The organism is Pseudescherichia sp., assembly GCF_031987975.1.
Classification (GTDB): Bacteria; Pseudomonadota; Gammaproteobacteria; order Enterobacterales; family Enterobacteriaceae; genus Pseudescherichia.
Genome location: NZ_DALZYX010000002.1, coordinates 326,256 through 341,330 on the forward strand (window position 1 = coordinate 326,256; position 15,075 = coordinate 341,330).

A 15,075-nucleotide genomic window follows, 5' to 3' on the forward strand; every position below is an offset into this window, starting at 1 on the left:
CCCAATCACTGTGTGTCTGACGTTACAGTGCCGCTTCGTCGGCTTCGCCGGTACGAATGCGGATAACGCGTTGCAGTTCGGCAACGAAAATTTTGCCGTCGCCAATTTTTCCGGTGTAGGCCGCTTTGCTAATGACATCAATCACTTCATCAAGCTGATCGTCAGCAATAGCCACGTCAATCTTCACCTTCGGCAGGAAGTTAACGCTGTATTCAGCTCCGCGGTACAGTTCAGCATGCCCCTTCTGACGACCAAAGCCTTTCACTTCGGTCACGGTCAGCCCCTGAATACCAATAGACGACAGCGCTTCTCGGACGTCCTCGAGTTTAAATGGCTTAATGACCACGGTAACCAGCTTCATAAATCCCCCTCAGTCGAAAATCGGTAATGGCCGCAGCTAACACAGGATGAGTGTTGCAAGGGGTGTGCCAGAATTGGAAAAAGGGAAAAATTCAGCGGCTTAAGCCGCCAGCACAGGGAAGCGCGTTTCGTAGAAAAGTGTGATGGGGATTCAGATTGTTCCTGGGAAAGAAAAACGCACCATGACAGTGCATGGTGCGCGGTATTTTTGCACCAACAGACGATCCTGTTAGTAGCTTGCCTGATTATGGTGCATCAGGCGATTAGCGACTCTTCTTGCGCACTGGCGGCCAGCTCTTCACCCGCCAGCTGCAGCTGATACATCTGCCAGTAGCGCCCCTCGGCGGCCAGCAGCTCCTGATGGTTACCGCGCTCTACTGCCTGACCGCGATGCAGGACCAGAATGGTGTCAGCCTCGACGATAGTAGAGAGGCGATGGGCAATCACTACCAGGGTTGTATGCTGGCGTACAGCCGCCAGCGCCTGCTGAATGGCCTGCTCGGTGCCAGAGTCGATATTCGCGGTTGCCTCATCAAGGATCAGGATCTGCGGGGTGGCGACCAGCACGCGGGCCAGGGCCAGCAGCTGCTTCTGTCCCACCGATAGGTTATTCCCCTGCTCCCCCAGGCTGGTGTGGATACCGTCGGGCATGCTCCGGGCCAGCTCCGCCAGCTGCACGGTCTCCAGCGCCTGCCAAACCTGGGCTTCGCTAATATCCCGCCCGAGGGTGACGTTAGCGAAGAAGGAATCCGCCAGCACTACCGGATCCTGCTGAACCATCGCCACGCCCTGGCGCAGCACGCCGTGGCTGAGGGTGGAGAGCGGCCGACCATCAAGACGGATCTCCCCTTTCGTCAAGGGATAGTAGCCCATCAGCAGACTGGCGAGGGTGCTCTTGCCACTACCGGTATGCCCTACCAGCGCAATAAAGCTGCGTGGCGGCACGGAGAGATCGATATCCTGCAGCACAAGATTATCGTCGCGATAGGCGAAAGAGAGATTCTCAATGTCGATAGCGCCGCTGGCCAACGGGCGCTCGTCGTCGCCGTAGGTTTGGCGCGGTCGGTCCATTAGTTCAAATACGCGCTCCCCTGCTACCACGGCCTGCTGCAGCATCGACTGCTGAGTTGTCAGCTCAATCAACGGTTCGTTAAGGCGGCCAAGATAGCTAATAAAGGCGTAGAGCACACCTACCTCAATGGTACCTACCGAGGTAAAGCCAAACAGCATGAGCAGCCCGCAGAGCACCAGCGCCGAGAAGAGACTCAACAGCGGACGCAGCAGAAAGCCATCGAGCCGCAGGGTCTGCATCCGTGCAGAGTAGTGGGAGCGGCTGGCCTCGCCCATCCGCTCACCGAAGCGCGCCTGCTGACGAAACTGCTGGATCACGTTCATGCCATTGATAACTTCGTTAAAGCCATCGTTGATATCTGCGAGGTAGGTACGGACGCGACGTACGATAGGCGTGCTGTAGCGCTGATAGAGCGCCATAACACACAGCACCGCCGGAAAGATAGCCAGCGCCACCAGCGCCATGCGCCAGTCGAGGCTGAACATTGCCACCAGCATCGCACCCACCAGCGCCGCGCTGCGCAGTACCGTGGAAACCACCATCACGTAGAGATCGCGGATCACTTCGGTATCGTTAGTAACGCGGGAGATAAGCTGCCCTACCGGCTGGGTATCAAAGGCGTTTAGCGGCTGACGCAGAGCAGCGTCCATTACGTCGGTACGCAGCTGTTGCACTACCCCGACGGCGGCCTCATTAAACAGCAGCGACTGGGCGTAGTGCAGCCCGGCAGCCAGCAGCTGTAGGCCAATATAGGCCACAGTCAGCCCCACCAGCAGGCCGAGCGGCAGATAGCTCTTCGCCACCATGTTATCGATAAAATAGCTGATCAGCGCCGGACCGGCGACCTCAGCCGCCGCCGCGACCCACAGCATGACTACCGCTCTGGTCAGCGGTTTTTTCCACGGCTTACCGTAGGCTAACAGGCGTTTAAGGGTTGGCCAAAGCTGTCCAAAACTACGCATCAGCACTCTCCTTCTCTTCGTCATCCAGCGCGGCTTCCAGCTGCTGGTAGCGGTGCATATCGCGATACCAGCCCGGCTGATGGGCTAAGGTTTCGTGCTGCCCGCGCTGAACAATGTGCCCATGCTGCATCACCAGGATCTCGCTCGCTTCGGCGAGCGCCGAGAGCCGGTGCGCGCTAATAATTACCGTACGCCCTTCGCCCCACTGGCGCAGGTTATGCAGGATCTGGTGCTCGGTGCGGCCATCTACCGCCGACAGAGCATCGTCGAGGATCAGGATCTCGGCGTTGAGCAGCAGCGCCCGCGCAATCGAGATACGCTGCTTCTGCCCACCGGAGAGCATCACCCCGCGCTCACCCACCTCGGTATCGTACCCCTGCGGTAGGCGCAGGATATCTTCATGGACGCTGGCCAGCCGGGCGACGTGCTCAATCTCCTGCTGGGTTGCGCCAGGATGACCAAGTGCGATGTTATTGCCTACGGTGTCAGAGAAGAGAAACGGCGTCTGGTTAACCACCGCCAGCCGCCCGCGCCATGCGTCTAGCTTCAGGCGCGGCAGAGGCCGATCGTGAAAGCGGATCTCTCCCTGAGTCACGTCAAAGTGCCGCTGGATGAGCGACAGCAGCGTACTTTTCCCTGCCCCGGTCGGCCCGCAGATGCCCAGCATCTGTCCTGGCGTCAGCGTAAAGCTGACGTTTTCCAGAGTCGGATGCGGCGCCTGCGGATAGCGGAACTCACGGATCGCCACATTCAGGTTGCCACGCCCTTCCGGCAGTAGCTCGCTGCCATCGTCCACCACCGGCGCTTCCGCCAGCATGTCGCGAATACGGCTGTAGGCAGCGCTGCCGCGCTCAACGATATTAAACATCCAGGCGAGGGCCAGCATCGGCCAGATCATCAGCCCGAGGTACATAGTAAAACTGGTGAGTTCCCCCAACGTCAGGCTGCCGTTAACCACCATCCAGCTACCGCCGCCGATCGCCAGCAGGTTTGCCATGCCGATGGCAATATAGATGGTCGGATCGAAGCGGGCATCAACCCGTGCCACCTTCATGTTTTTTCTGCCGGTATCGGCGGCATCTTCGGCAAACAGGCCAGACTGCCGATCCTCAAGGCCAAAGGCTTTGATCATGCGGATGCTGGTCAGGCTCTCCTGGGTACGGTCGTTAAGAGAGGAGAACGCCGCCTGCGCCAGCTTGAATCGGTTATGCAACTGATCGCCATAGCGTTTGATCACCAGAGCCATAACCGGCATCGGCAGCAGCGCCAGCAGAGTAAGCTGCCAGCTGATCTGGGTTGACATCACGATCAGCACCACGCAGCCCATCACCAGCGAATCCACCAGGGTCAGTACGCCCTCCCCGGCGGCAAAGACCACGCGATCGACGTCGTTAGTGGCGCGGGCCATCAGATCGCCGGTGCGGTGACGCAGGTAAAACTCCGGATGCTGGCGGCTAAGCTGGCGATAGAAGTCTTCCCGCAGCTCTACAGCCAGCTGGTAAGACGCGCCAAACAGCAGCACGCGCCAGACGTAGCGCAGCAGGTAGATGACTACCGCCACCAGTACCAGCAGACCGACCCACATCATCACATCCTGCGGCTGATAGCGGCCTTCGGTCACGCCGTCGACCACGTATCCCACCACTTTCGGGGGGATCAGCTGCAGAAGAGCAATGATGATGAGCAGGGCTACGGCACCGAGATAGCGTCGCCATTCCCGGCGAAAGTACCAGCCTAGTTGAGCAAATAATCGCACGCGGTTATATCCTGAAGGTCTTTATTCGGCCCCTGACTGCAGGGCCAGAAGCGTTATTCAATGGGTAACTCTGTCGTATATTTTATCTGTTCCATCGCAAAACTCGATGTCACATCGGACAAGCCTGGCACGCTATTGACCAGACGTTTATAAAAATCGTCGTAGCGCTTCATATCGGCGACCTGAACGCGCATTAAGTAGTCATATTCACCGGCCATGCGCCAAAAGCCCAACACCTCCGGCATGGCGGAGACCACGCTGACAAACTGATGATACCACTCGCTGCAGTGCTGCTGGGTTTTGATGAGTACAAACGCCGTCAGGCCGAGGCCCAGCTTTTCGGCATCCAGCAGCGCCACGCGTGCCAGCAGGATCCCTTCATCCTCCAGTCGCTTAAGCCGTTTCCAACAGGGGGTAGTCGTCAGATTAACGGCATCGGCTAATGCCTGCAAAGAGAGAGAGCTGTCTCGTTGCAGCAAAGTAAGCAGCTTTTTGTCAATTTTATCTAACATAACCGGTCTCCGGGAGAATTTTTTTCTCTCAACATTCTATTTGAAAGGCGGAATAGCAACAATTTTTTAGGCGCTTTCCGTTAAGCTAGGCACAAATTGACAAACAGGATCGCCCCCGGATGAACAACGCCTGGACCAAACATGCTATCAGTGAAATTAATGCCGATGCCCAGCGCTCGGCGGATACGCATCTGATTCGCCTCCCCCTGCCCGCCTTTCCGGGGATCTATCTCTATTTGAAGGATGAGAGCACGCACCCGACCGGCAGCCTGAAGCATCGCCTGGCACGCTCGCTGTTCCTCTACGGATTGTGCAACGGCTGGATCCGCGAAGGCACGCCGATTATTGAGGCGTCTTCAGGCTCGACGGCGGTATCGGAGGCCTGGTTTGCCCGGCTGCTGGGGCTGCCGTTTATTGCCGTGATGCCCGCCTGTACCGCAAAGCGTAAAGTTGAGCAGATCGCGTTTTACGGCGGCCGCTGCCACTTCGTCGAGAGCGCCTGCGAGATCTACGCCGCCTCGGAGACGCTGGCGCAGGAGCTGCACGGTCACTATATGGATCAGTTCACCTACGCCGAGCGTGCCACCGACTGGCGCGGTAACAACAATATTGCCGACAGCATCTATCGCCAGATGCGCTATGAGCCGTACCCGGTGCCTGACCATATCGTGATGAGCGCCGGAACCGGCGGCACCTCGGCGACCATCGGGCGCTATATTCGCTACCAGGGTTACGATACCCGGCTCACGGTGGTCGATCCGCAAAACTCTGTCTTTCATGACTACTGGCAGCAGCGGGATACCAACCTGCGCAGCCCGGTCGGCAGCAAAATCGAGGGTATTGGCCGCCCCCGCATAGAGCCGTCGTTTATTCCGGACGTGGTGGATGAGATGCTGCGCGTCCCGGACGCCGCCAGCGTCGCCACTGCCCACTGGCTGGAGACGCAGCTGGGGCGTAAGGTCGGGGCCTCCACCGGCACCAACATGTGGGGCGCCTTGCAGCTTGCCGCCAGGATGCGTGACGAGGGGCGTACCGGCTCGATTGTTACCCTGCTGTGCGACAGCGGCGAGCGCTATCTCGATACCTATTACAACCCGACGTGGGTAAGCGCCAATATAGGCGATACCGCGCCTTATGCCGCAGAGATTGCCCAACTGCTGCGATAGCAAATGGATACTGGTCGTGCTCGCTATCAGGCGCTACCATAGCGGCTTTATTGCTATTGAAACTGTCAGGAAAATCTATGAAACGTGCCGTTGTCGTCTTTAGCGGAGGCCAGGACTCCACCACCTGCCTGGTGCAGGCGCTGCATCACTATGATGAAGTCCACTGCGTCACCTTCGATTACGGCCAGCGTCATCGGGCCGAGATTGACGTCGCGCGTGAGCTGGCGCTAAAGCTGGGCGCACGGGCGCACAAGGTGCTGGACGTTACCCTGCTTAACGAGCTGGCGGTCAGTAGCTTGACCCGCGACAGCATCCCGGTGCCGGACTACGAGCCGGACGCCAGCGGTATCCCTAACACTTTCGTGCCGGGCCGCAATATTCTTTTTTTGACCCTTACGGCGATCTACGCTTATCAGGTGCAGGCCGAAGCGGTGATCACCGGCGTCTGCGAAACCGACTTCTCCGGCTACCCGGACTGCCGCGACGAGTTTGTTAAGGCGCTCAACCATGCGGTAAGCCTCGGTATGGCGAAGGATATTCGCTTTGAGACGCCGCTGATGTGGCTCGATAAGGCGGAAACCTGGGCGCTGGCCGACTACTGGCAGCAGTTGAAGCTGGTACGTGAGGAGACGCTGACCTGCTACAACGGCATCAAGGGCGACGGCTGCGGCCAGTGCGCCGCCTGTAACCTGCGCGCCAACGGTCTCAATCACTACCTGGCAGAGAAGCCCGCGGTGATGGCGGCAATGAAGCAGAAGACCGGCCTGAAGTAAGTTACGTGACGCCGGGTGGCGCTACGCTTACCCGGCCTACGGTAGCACAGTGCGGTTTGTAGGCCCGGCAAGCGCCAACGCCGCCGGGCGTGAACGCTTACTCCATCATCAACTCCAGCTTCTCCCGCAGATCCCCTTCCAGCGCCAGCGCTTTTTTGCTGCGCAGATCGATGCAGACAAAGGTGATCAACGCGTCAGCCACCACTTCGCCCTCCGGCGTCAGGGTGATGACCTGGCTCAGCACGCCGCTTTTGCCGTTCAGCTGCTCTATTTTACTGCTAATTGTCAGCAGATCGCCCAGCACCGCCGGGCGGCGATAGTTGATATTGATGTTTACCACCACAAACGCGATGTGGTTAGCCGTCATCCACTGAAAACCTTCACTGCTCTCCAGCCCTTCCCAGCGGGCCTCCTCAAGAAACTCCAGGTAGCGAGCGTTATTTACATGCTGGTACACGTCGATATGATAACCACGAACTTTAATCTCAGTCTGCATAGCGCATTAGCCTTTTTTCTTATGTTATGTAGGATCGGAGGTCATAACTGGTATGACCTCTTTAGCATGGCAAAAAATGGCTACGACGCAAGCAAAAATTACAGGGTTAAACGATCCAGGTTACGCTCCACCAGCGAGGCTCCCATTCCCGGAACCTGCTGCAGATCTTCCAGCGTCTTAAATGGCCCATACTCCTCGCGGTAGCTGACGATCGCCTGCGCTTTCTTCAGCCCCACGCCGTTCATGGCCTGGGCCAGGGCCTCTGCCGACGCGGCGTTGATGCTCACTCGGGTTGTCTCCTCGTCGCCCTTCGCCGCCTCCGGCGCTTTTGCTTTGGCCGCAGGCGCGGCGGCGGATTTATGTTGTGCCGTCTGGGCCTGAGGGGATTTCACCGGCGCATCAGCGGCAAGCGCACGCTGGCCCATGGCGGCACAGGCAAGTGTCAGGGTCACTACTGCTATTTTGATTCCACGTTTCATGCTGCTTTCTCCTTGTTTGTTGACAGCCCCTGCACAATAAACAGAGCGGTAACAGGAGACAAACGGCAGATTGCAGAAATGGAAAAGGCCGCGAAAGCGGCCTTTGATTGTTGCAGGACGTTGCAAAAGTCTGCGAGACGCCCGGAGAAATTACTGCTGCGGATCGACGATGTCGCCCGTTTTGATCTTGGCTTCTTTACGCAGGTTGCTCATCAGCGCTTCAAAAGAGATCTGGGCGTTGTTCTGAGTGATCCCCTGAACCATCGCCTTTTTCTGCGCGTCCGGCATGGTGCCCGCTTTCACTTCGTCCAACGCCAGCAGCACTACGTTGCCCTGCATATCGTTAGCCACGCCGTAGACCGGTTTATCCTTCGCCGGCAGGGCCAGCGCAAAGGCCGCCTGGCTCAGCGGATCCTGACCGGTACGCGACAGCGTCTTCGTCTCACCGAAGCTCAGGCCTGCGGCTTTCAGCGCGTCGTCGCCTTTACCGGCTTTCAGATCGGCCAGCAGCTTATCGGCATCCAGCTTCGCCTTCTGCTCGGCTTTGTTGTGCTTAACAATATCAGCAACCTGGGTCTTCACCTCTTCCAGCGGCTTCACGGCTTCGGCCTTATGCTCGCTCACGCGCAACACAAACGCACGATCGCCATCGACCGTAATGATGTCAGAGTTATTGCCCGGCGTACCGTTTTCACCCACCAGCGCGCCACCGAAGATAGCGTCAGAAACCGGTTTGAAATTCAGCTCTTCCGGCAGGTTGTCACGGCCAAACCAGCCTGTCTCTACCGCTTTCACACCTGCGGCCTGCTCTGCACCCGCCAGCGACTCGTTGTCGTTGCTTGCGGCATCGCTCACCTTCTGCTGCAGCGCGTAATAGGCATCAAGGCCCTTCTCCTGCTTCACCTTCGCCGCCAGCTCGTCACGCACGTCGTTGAACGGCTTAACCTGAGCAGGCTGAACGTCGTCGAGACGCGCCACCAGGAAACCAACGGAAGACTTAATCACGCCGGAGAGCTGACCCTTCTCTTTCAGACCGGCATTTTTCAGCTCTTCAGGAGTGGTGGAGTCTTCCAGCCAGCCCATGTCGCCGCCGTTACGGGCAGAGATAATGTCGGCAGACTTCTCTTTTGCCAGCGTCGCAAAATCAGCACCTTTGCTTAACTGATCCAGCACCGCTTTCGCTTCATCTTCGGTTTTGGTCTGGATCACGCTGTAACGATTACGCTGCGGCTGGGTAAACTGATCTTGATGCTGATCGTAGTAGGCCTGGATCTCTTCATCGCTGGCGTTCTGCTGCATGCTGGCTGCATCCAGCTTGATGTAGCTAACGCGGAACTGCTCCGGTGCGATAAAGCTGTTTTTGTTCTGCTCGTAGTAGCTGGCGATCTCCTGATCGGAGGCGGTCTGCTGCTGCGCCAGGGTGTTAACGTCGATGGTCGCGGTGCGTACCAGACGCTGCTGGGCGACCAGCGCTGCCAGCTCGTCGGTTTCACCTTTCAGCATGAAATCGGTACCGGCAACGGCGTTGATCAGCTGCTGGGAGGTAAGCTGGTTACGCAGCGCCTGAGCATATTGATCGGGGGTCATGCCCATCTGATTGACCAGCGCGTTATAGCGCGCGTTGTCGAATTTGCCGTTGTTCTGGAAAGCCTGAGTCGAGAAGATCGCTTTCTTCACCTGCTCGTCGCTGATGCCAAGGCCCAGATGGTGAGCGTACTGATCCAACAAGGCTTCATCAATCAGGCGGCTTAGCACCTGCTGGCGCATGTTCTTCATATAGGCTTCGTTACCGGCCAGTTCAGAGAACTGTTCGCCCAGCTGCTGCTGCATACGGTTACGTTCAGCCGCCACCGCATTTTCGAACTGGCTGCGGCCAATTTCCTGGCCATTAACTTTTGCGGCATAATTATTGTTACCGCCAATCAGGTAGTTACCAACGCCAGTCAGAATGAATGACACGATAATCAAACCCAGAATGATCTTGAGCACGAGGTGGTTGGCCGCCGCGCGTAAATTGTCCATCATGGTGTAACAACACTCCGCTGTAGGTGACTGTCTGTCTCACGCAGCGCCATTAATCCTGGGTGCTGCGCGTAAAGCCGTATTGTGACAAGAAACCGGGGGCGTTGTCAGCCCGCAGGCCCGATTAATTCCGGCATCGCAAATAAAAAAGGCACATCTGGTGATGCGCCCTTGTACTTTGTCACAATCCTGAGAGGGATCGCTATCAGTTTACCGCGTCTTTCAGCGCTTTACCCGCGCGGAAACCCGGAACTTTAGCGGCAGCAATGGTGATCTCTTTGCCGGTTTGCGGGTTGCGACCAGTACGGGCAGCACGCTCTTTAACCGCGAAAGTACCAAAACCTACCAGCGCTACCTCGTCTCCGGATTGCAGAGATTCAGTCACAGAAGCAATTAAAGCATCTAACGCACGTCCAGCCGCAGCTTTAGAGATATCAGCCCCTGCAGCAATTTTGTCTATCAGTTGAGATTTATTCACTCTTCTCTTCCTCTCTTTATAATTTATATCGCACCTTAATCCATCGAAGTGCGACCGCGCAGCAGTTATATCAGGCCTGTCATGCCCTTACAACACCCGTTGTTGATGATACAGCAAACCAGCCATCTAAATTAGCTATACAAAAAAAGGCTGGCAAGCCCGAAATGCGCTGCCAGCCTTGTTTTTATCGACGCTCTTTGCGCGGGGTCACTATTTTGCGCTAACGACCTGCATGCCTGAAGGCTCGTTTTGCAGCGCCAGGGTCAGCACTTCCTCAATGCGTTTCACCGGGTGAATGTCGAGATCGGCAATCACGTTCTCCGGGATCTCTTCGAGGTCACGCTTGTTCTCGTAGGGGATCAGCACGGTTTTGATACCGCCACGATGCGCTGCCAGCAGCTTCTCTTTCAGACCGCCAATCGGCAGCACCTGACCGCGCAGGGTGATCTCACCGGTCATCGCTACATCGGCGCGCACCGGGTTACCGGTCAGACAGGAGACAAGCGCCGTACACATCGCAATACCGGCACTCGGACCATCTTTCGGCGTTGCCCCTTCCGGAACGTGAACGTGGATATCGCGTTTTTCATAGAAGTCGCCATTAATGCCCAGCTTCTCTGCACGCGCGCGCACCACAGTCAGCGCTGCCTGAATGGACTCCTGCATCACCTCACCCAGCGAGCCGGTGTAGGTCAGCTTGCCTTTACCCGGCACGCAGGCGGTTTCGATGGTCAGCAGGTCGCCGCCCACTTCGGTCCACGCCAGACCGGTTACCTGACCGACGCGGTTCTCATCGTCTGCACGGCCATAGTCAAAGCGCTGAACGCCCAGGTACTCGTTGAGGTTATCGCCGGTAATGGTGATCTGCTTCAGTGCCGGATCGAGCAGCAGCTGTTTCACCGCCTTGCGGCACAGCTTGGAGATCTCACGCTCAAGGCTACGTACGCCCGCTTCACGGGTGTAGTAGCGGATAATGCCGATAATGGCGCTATCGTCTACCGTGATTTCGCCTTTTTTCAGGGCGTTACGTTCAATCTGCTTCGGCAGCAGGTGACGTTTGGCGATGTTCAGCTTCTCGTCTTCGGTGTAGCCCGACAGACGGATCACTTCCATACGGTCCAGCAGCGGCGCAGGGATATTCATCGAGTTTGACGTCGCAACGAACATCACGTCGCTGAGATCGTAGTCAACCTCAAGGTAGTGATCGCTGAAAGCCACGTTCTGCTCTGGATCAAGCACTTCCAGCAGCGCCGAAGCCGGATCGCCACGCATATCCGAGGACATCTTGTCGATCTCATCCAGCAGGAACAGCGGGTTTTTCACCCCGACTTTCGCCATCTTCTGGATCAGTTTGCCCGGCATAGAGCCGATGTAGGTCCGACGGTGACCGCGAATTTCCGCTTCATCACGCACGCCGCCCAGCGCCATACGGATGTATTTACGTCCGGTGGCTTTGGCAATAGACTGCCCCAGAGAGGTTTTACCTACCCCTGGCGGCCCTACCAGGCAGAGGATCGGTCCCTTAAGCTTGTTAACCCGGCTCTGTACCGCAAGGTACTCAAGGATACGGTCTTTAACGCGTTCCAGACCGTAGTGATCGGTATCCAGAATCTCCTGCGCCTGGCGCAGATCTTTTTTGACCTTGCTGCGGGCGTTCCATGGAACCTGGATCATCCACTCGATATAGCCGCGCACCACGGTCGCTTCTGCCGACATCGGAGACATCATCTTCAGCTTCTGAAGCTCAGCTTCCGCTTTCTCTTTTGCCTCTTTCGGCATTTTCGCCGCGTCGATCTTACGCTTCAGCGCTTCGTTTTCGTCCGGCGCATCGTCCATCTCGCCCAGCTCTTTCTGAATGGCCTTCATCTGCTCATTCAGATAGTACTCGCGCTGGGATTTCTCCATCTGTTTCTTAACGCGGTTACGGATGCGTTTCTCAACCTGTAACAGGTCGATCTCCGACTCCATCATCGCCATCAGATACTCCAGACGTTCATTAACCTCTGACATCTCCAGCACGGACTGCTTATCCGCCAGCTTCAGCGGCATATGGGCGGCAATGGTGTCAGCCAGACGTGCTGGATCGTCAATGCTATTAAGCGACGTCAGCACTTCCGGTGGAATTTTTTTGTTGAGCTTGATGTAGCCTTCAAACTGACCAATAGCGGTGCGAACCAGCACCTCCTGCTCACGCTCGTCAATCGCGGGCGATTCCAGGTACTCGGCTTTCGCAGAGAAGTAGTCGCCGTCATCAGACAGGGTGCTGATACGCGCGCGCTGCAGACCCTCGACCAGTACTTTAACCGTACCGTCAGGCAGCTTGAGCATCTGCAGAATAGAAGCCACGGTCCCGACGGTGAACAAATCGTTAACACCCGGCTCATCCGTGGACGCCTCTTTCTGCGCCACCAGCATGATCTTTTTATCCTGGTCCATGGCCGCTTCGAGACAACGAATCGATTTTTCCCGCCCTACGAATAAGGGGATGACCATGTGCGGATAAACCACCACATCGCGCAACGGCAATACGGGGATTTCAATGCGTTCAGAACGCTCAGAAGTCATAGAGCTCTCTCTTAAGTTTAATGTCCGCCTGGTAACCCGGCCGCAGGTCTGTGCGTCATGCGACCGTTAACATGTAAATCAGTATATGGGGATGTTTCCCTTACATTCAACGTCGGGAGTACGGAAAAATAAAAGGGGAGATAAAATCCCCCCTTTTTGGTTAACCGCTTGTATGGATAGGTTAATTATTCGCCAGAAGCCTGCTGCGCTTCCGATTTACCATAAATCAGCAGCGGTTTGGTTTGACCGGCGATAACCGCTTCGTCAATGACCACTTTTTCCACATCTTCCATGGAAGGCAGGTCATACATGGTATCCAGCAGGGCCGCCTCTACAATGGAGCGGAGGCCACGAGCGCCGGTTTTACGGGCGTTCGCTTTCTTAGCAATGGCGTCCAGCGCTTCGTCGCGGAACTCGAGATCGACACCTTCCAGATTGAACAGCGCCTGGTACTGCTTGGTCAGGGCGTTTTTCGGTTCTTTCAGGATCTGGATCAGCGCTTCCTCGCTCAGCTCGTTGAGCGTCGCGACCACCGGCAGACGGCCGATAAACTCAGGGATCAGACCAAACTTGATCAGATCTTCTGGTTCAACCTGTGCCAGCAGTTCACCCTCTTTTGCTTTCTCGGACTTGCCCTTCACCGTCGCGCCAAAGCCGATACCTGATCCGGTTTCCACACGGTGAGAGATCACCTTGTCGAGGCCAGCAAAGGCCCCACCGCAGATAAAGAGAATTTTCGAGGTATCAACCTGCAAGAACTCCTGCTGCGGATGCTTACGTCCACCCTGCGGTGGTACAGCTGCCACAGTACCTTCGATCAGCTTCAGCAGCGCCTGCTGAACGCCCTCACCGGAAACGTCACGGGTAATCGACGGGTTATCAGACTTGCGGGAAATTTTATCAATTTCGTCAATATAAACGATGCCGCGCTGCGCTTTCTGTACGTCATAGTCGCACTTCTGCAGCAGTTTCTGGATGATGTTCTCAACATCCTCGCCCACGTAGCCCGCTTCGGTCAGCGTGGTGGCATCGGCCATAGTAAACGGCACATCGAGCAGGCGCGCCAGCGTTTCAGCCAGCAGCGTTTTACCGGAACCGGTCGGCCCGATCAGCAGAATGTTACTTTTACCCAGCTCAACGCCGTTGCTGCTGTCACCGTTACGCAGACGCTTGTAGTGGTTGTAAACCGCAACCGCCAACACTTTCTTGGCCTGCTCCTGGCCGATAACGTAGTCGTCCAGATGATGGCGAATTTCGTGCGGCGTCGGGAGCGCGCTACGCTCACGATGCGGGGCAACTTCTTTAATCTCTTCGCGAATGATGTCGTTACACAGATCGACACACTCGTCGCAGATATACACGGACGGCCCGGCAATCAGCTTACGCACTTCATGCTGGCTTTTGCCGCAAAAAGAGCAGTACAACAGTTTGCCCGAACCATCTTTGCGTTTATCTGTCATGAGTCAAAACCTCTTTTCTGTTTTTTGTGCCGCACACGACGACGCAAATGCCACTCCAGGCGCAGGACGCTATACAGCGTCGTGCCGCTCTCAATGATTATAGCGGTACTCGTCAGGCCTGGGCATTAATTACGATGGGTCAAGATTGAGTCAACCAGCCCGTACTCTACCGCTTCGGCAGCGGAGAGGAAGCGGTCACGCTCGGTATCACGCTCAATCTGCTCTAATGATTGACCCGTATGGTGTGCCATAAGTTCATTCATGCGCCCCTTCACTTTCAGAATTTCACGCGCATGGATTTCGATATCCGTTGCCTGGCCCTGATAGCCACCCAGCGGCTGGTGAATCATCACGCGTGAGTTTGGCAGACAGAAGCGTTTGCCTTTTGCGCCTGCGGTCAGCAGGAATGCGCCCATTGACGCCGCCTGGCCCATACAGATGGTGCTGACGTCAGGCTTGATAAACTGCATGGTGTCATAGATTGACATCCCGGCGGTAATCACCCCACCCGGAGAGTTAATATACAGGTAAATATCTTTTTCCGGGTTTTCTGCTTCCAGAAACAGCATCTGCGCCACGATCAGATTTGCCATATGGTCTTCGACCTGGCCGGTCATGAAAATGACGCGCTCTTTAAGAAGACGAGAGTAGATATCGAATGAGCGCTCACCGCGTGAAGTCTGCTCAATAACCATTGGCACCAGGGCCATATGGGGTGCAAAGTTATCTCGTTCGCCGCTGTATGACATGTCCGTCTCCTGGATAAAAATAAATATACCTGCTGTCCCGATTCTACTTGACTCTGTCTGGTCTGACTACGACCACCGTGGACGGATCTGCAGCAAGCGTTGCTCTTGATAGTCTCCCTGTTATGGGGATGGCATCATCTTAATTCAAGCATAACAATCTTTTGGCTTAACGCTAACACTGAAACGTGCTTTTAGCACTCTTCCGATCGCTGCAGATTGTTAAAA

13 protein-coding genes are annotated in these 15,075 nt (G+C 56.3%); 2 read left to right on the forward strand and 11 right to left on the reverse strand.

Annotated features, from left to right (window positions below):
* Nucleotides 1-22: 22 nt before the first annotated feature.
* The 4 genes from glnK to RTN40_RS04950 form a co-directional block, all read right to left on the reverse strand.
* A complete protein-coding gene (gene glnK, locus RTN40_RS04935; protein ID WP_002891893.1) occupies nucleotides 23-361 on the reverse strand; it encodes a P-II family nitrogen regulator in 339 nt (112 codons plus the stop codon).
* Nucleotides 362-615: 254 nt separating this feature from the next.
* Nucleotides 616-2,394, reverse strand: a complete 1,779-nt coding sequence (locus RTN40_RS04940; RefSeq protein ID WP_312227487.1) for a SmdB family multidrug efflux ABC transporter permease/ATP-binding protein — start codon at nucleotides 2,392-2,394, stop codon at nucleotides 616-618.
* Nucleotides 2,387-4,150 (reverse strand): SmdA family multidrug ABC transporter permease/ATP-binding protein, encoded by a 1,764-nt coding sequence (locus RTN40_RS04945; RefSeq protein WP_312227488.1) that lies wholly within the window; start codon nucleotides 4,148-4,150, stop codon nucleotides 2,387-2,389. Before RTN40_RS04945 ends, RTN40_RS04940 begins: the two co-directional genes overlap by 8 nt.
* Before the next feature lie 53 nt (nucleotides 4,151-4,203).
* Entirely contained in the window at nucleotides 4,204-4,662 is a 459-nt protein-coding gene (locus RTN40_RS04950; protein ID WP_312227489.1) for an Lrp/AsnC family transcriptional regulator, read from the reverse strand.
* 119 nt (nucleotides 4,663-4,781) lie between these two features.
* Here RTN40_RS04950 and RTN40_RS04955 point away from each other — a divergent pair, with 119 nt between their 5' ends.
* Together RTN40_RS04955 and queC are read left to right on the forward strand one after the other, a co-directional pair.
* Nucleotides 4,782-5,828 (forward strand): PLP-dependent cysteine synthase family protein, encoded by a 1,047-nt coding sequence (locus RTN40_RS04955; RefSeq protein ID WP_312227490.1) that lies wholly within the window; start codon nucleotides 4,782-4,784, stop codon nucleotides 5,826-5,828.
* 77 nt (nucleotides 5,829-5,905) lie between these two features.
* Nucleotides 5,906-6,601, forward strand: a complete 696-nt coding sequence (gene queC, locus RTN40_RS04960; protein ID WP_312227491.1) for a 7-cyano-7-deazaguanine synthase QueC — start codon at nucleotides 5,906-5,908, stop codon at nucleotides 6,599-6,601.
* A gap of 97 nt (nucleotides 6,602-6,698) precedes the next feature.
* On the opposite strand, the gene RTN40_RS04965 is transcribed toward queC, so the two are convergent.
* The 7 genes from RTN40_RS04965 to clpP all read right to left on the reverse strand — a co-directional run bounded on the left by RTN40_RS04965 (nucleotide 6,699) and on the right by clpP (nucleotide 14,850).
* Complete coding sequence (locus RTN40_RS04965; protein ID WP_312227492.1) at nucleotides 6,699-7,097, reverse strand: YbgC/FadM family acyl-CoA thioesterase; 399 nt, start codon at nucleotides 7,095-7,097, stop codon at nucleotides 6,699-6,701.
* A 98-nt stretch (nucleotides 7,098-7,195) separates the two neighbouring features.
* Nucleotides 7,196-7,576 (reverse strand): helix-hairpin-helix domain-containing protein, encoded by a 381-nt coding sequence (locus RTN40_RS04970; protein ID WP_312227493.1) that lies wholly within the window; start codon nucleotides 7,574-7,576, stop codon nucleotides 7,196-7,198.
* A gap of 150 nt (nucleotides 7,577-7,726) precedes the next feature.
* On the reverse strand, nucleotides 7,727-9,601 hold the full coding sequence (gene ppiD / locus RTN40_RS04975) for a peptidylprolyl isomerase (RefSeq protein ID WP_312227494.1): 1,875 nt from the start codon (nucleotides 9,599-9,601) through the stop codon (nucleotides 7,727-7,729).
* A gap of 202 nt (nucleotides 9,602-9,803) precedes the next feature.
* Nucleotides 9,804-10,076 carry a nucleoid-associated protein HU-beta gene (gene hupB, locus RTN40_RS04980; RefSeq protein ID WP_312211184.1) on the reverse strand — a complete coding sequence of 91 codons (273 nt, stop codon included), beginning with the start codon at nucleotides 10,074-10,076 and terminating at the stop codon, nucleotides 9,804-9,806.
* Between the two features lie 210 nt (nucleotides 10,077-10,286).
* Nucleotides 10,287-12,641 (reverse strand): endopeptidase La, encoded by a 2,355-nt coding sequence (lon, locus tag RTN40_RS04985; protein WP_312227495.1) that lies wholly within the window; start codon nucleotides 12,639-12,641, stop codon nucleotides 10,287-10,289.
* A gap of 185 nt (nucleotides 12,642-12,826) precedes the next feature.
* Complete coding sequence (clpX, locus tag RTN40_RS04990; protein WP_312227496.1) at nucleotides 12,827-14,101, reverse strand: ATP-dependent protease ATP-binding subunit ClpX; 1,275 nt, start codon at nucleotides 14,099-14,101, stop codon at nucleotides 12,827-12,829.
* A gap of 125 nt (nucleotides 14,102-14,226) precedes the next feature.
* Nucleotides 14,227-14,850: an ATP-dependent Clp endopeptidase proteolytic subunit ClpP gene (clpP, locus tag RTN40_RS04995; protein ID WP_042391600.1), complete on the reverse strand. Its 624-nt coding sequence runs from the start codon at nucleotides 14,848-14,850 to the stop codon at nucleotides 14,227-14,229.
* Between the last annotated feature and the right edge of the window lie 225 nt (nucleotides 14,851-15,075).

Bases quoted from the DNA above. Each gene is read 5' to 3' on its own strand.
- clpP (WP_042391600.1), bottom strand. From the start codon at position 14,850: ATGTCATACAGCGGCGAACGAGATAACTTTGCACCCCATATGGCCCTG.
- RTN40_RS04965 (WP_312227492.1), bottom strand. From the start codon at position 7,097: ATGCAGACTGAGATTAAAGTTCGTGGTTATCATATCGACGTGTACCAG.
- clpX (WP_312227496.1), bottom strand. From the start codon at position 14,101: ATGACAGATAAACGCAAAGATGGTTCGGGCAAACTGTTGTACTGCTCT.
- glnK (WP_002891893.1), bottom strand. From the start codon at position 361: ATGAAGCTGGTTACCGTGGTCATTAAGCCATTTAAACTCGAGGACGTC.
- RTN40_RS04940 (WP_312227487.1), bottom strand. From the start codon at position 2,394: ATGCGTAGTTTTGGACAGCTTTGGCCAACCCTTAAACGCCTGTTAGCC.
- ppiD (WP_312227494.1), bottom strand. From the start codon at position 9,601: ATGATGGACAATTTACGCGCGGCGGCCAACCACCTCGTGCTCAAGATC.
- queC (WP_312227491.1), top strand. From the start codon at position 5,906: ATGAAACGTGCCGTTGTCGTCTTTAGCGGAGGCCAGGACTCCACCACC.
- RTN40_RS04970 (WP_312227493.1), bottom strand. From the start codon at position 7,576: ATGAAACGTGGAATCAAAATAGCAGTAGTGACCCTGACACTTGCCTGT.
- lon (WP_312227495.1), bottom strand. From the start codon at position 12,641: ATGACTTCTGAGCGTTCTGAACGCATTGAAATCCCCGTATTGCCGTTG.
- RTN40_RS04950 (WP_312227489.1), bottom strand. From the start codon at position 4,662: ATGTTAGATAAAATTGACAAAAAGCTGCTTACTTTGCTGCAACGAGAC.
- RTN40_RS04955 (WP_312227490.1), top strand. From the start codon at position 4,782: ATGAACAACGCCTGGACCAAACATGCTATCAGTGAAATTAATGCCGAT.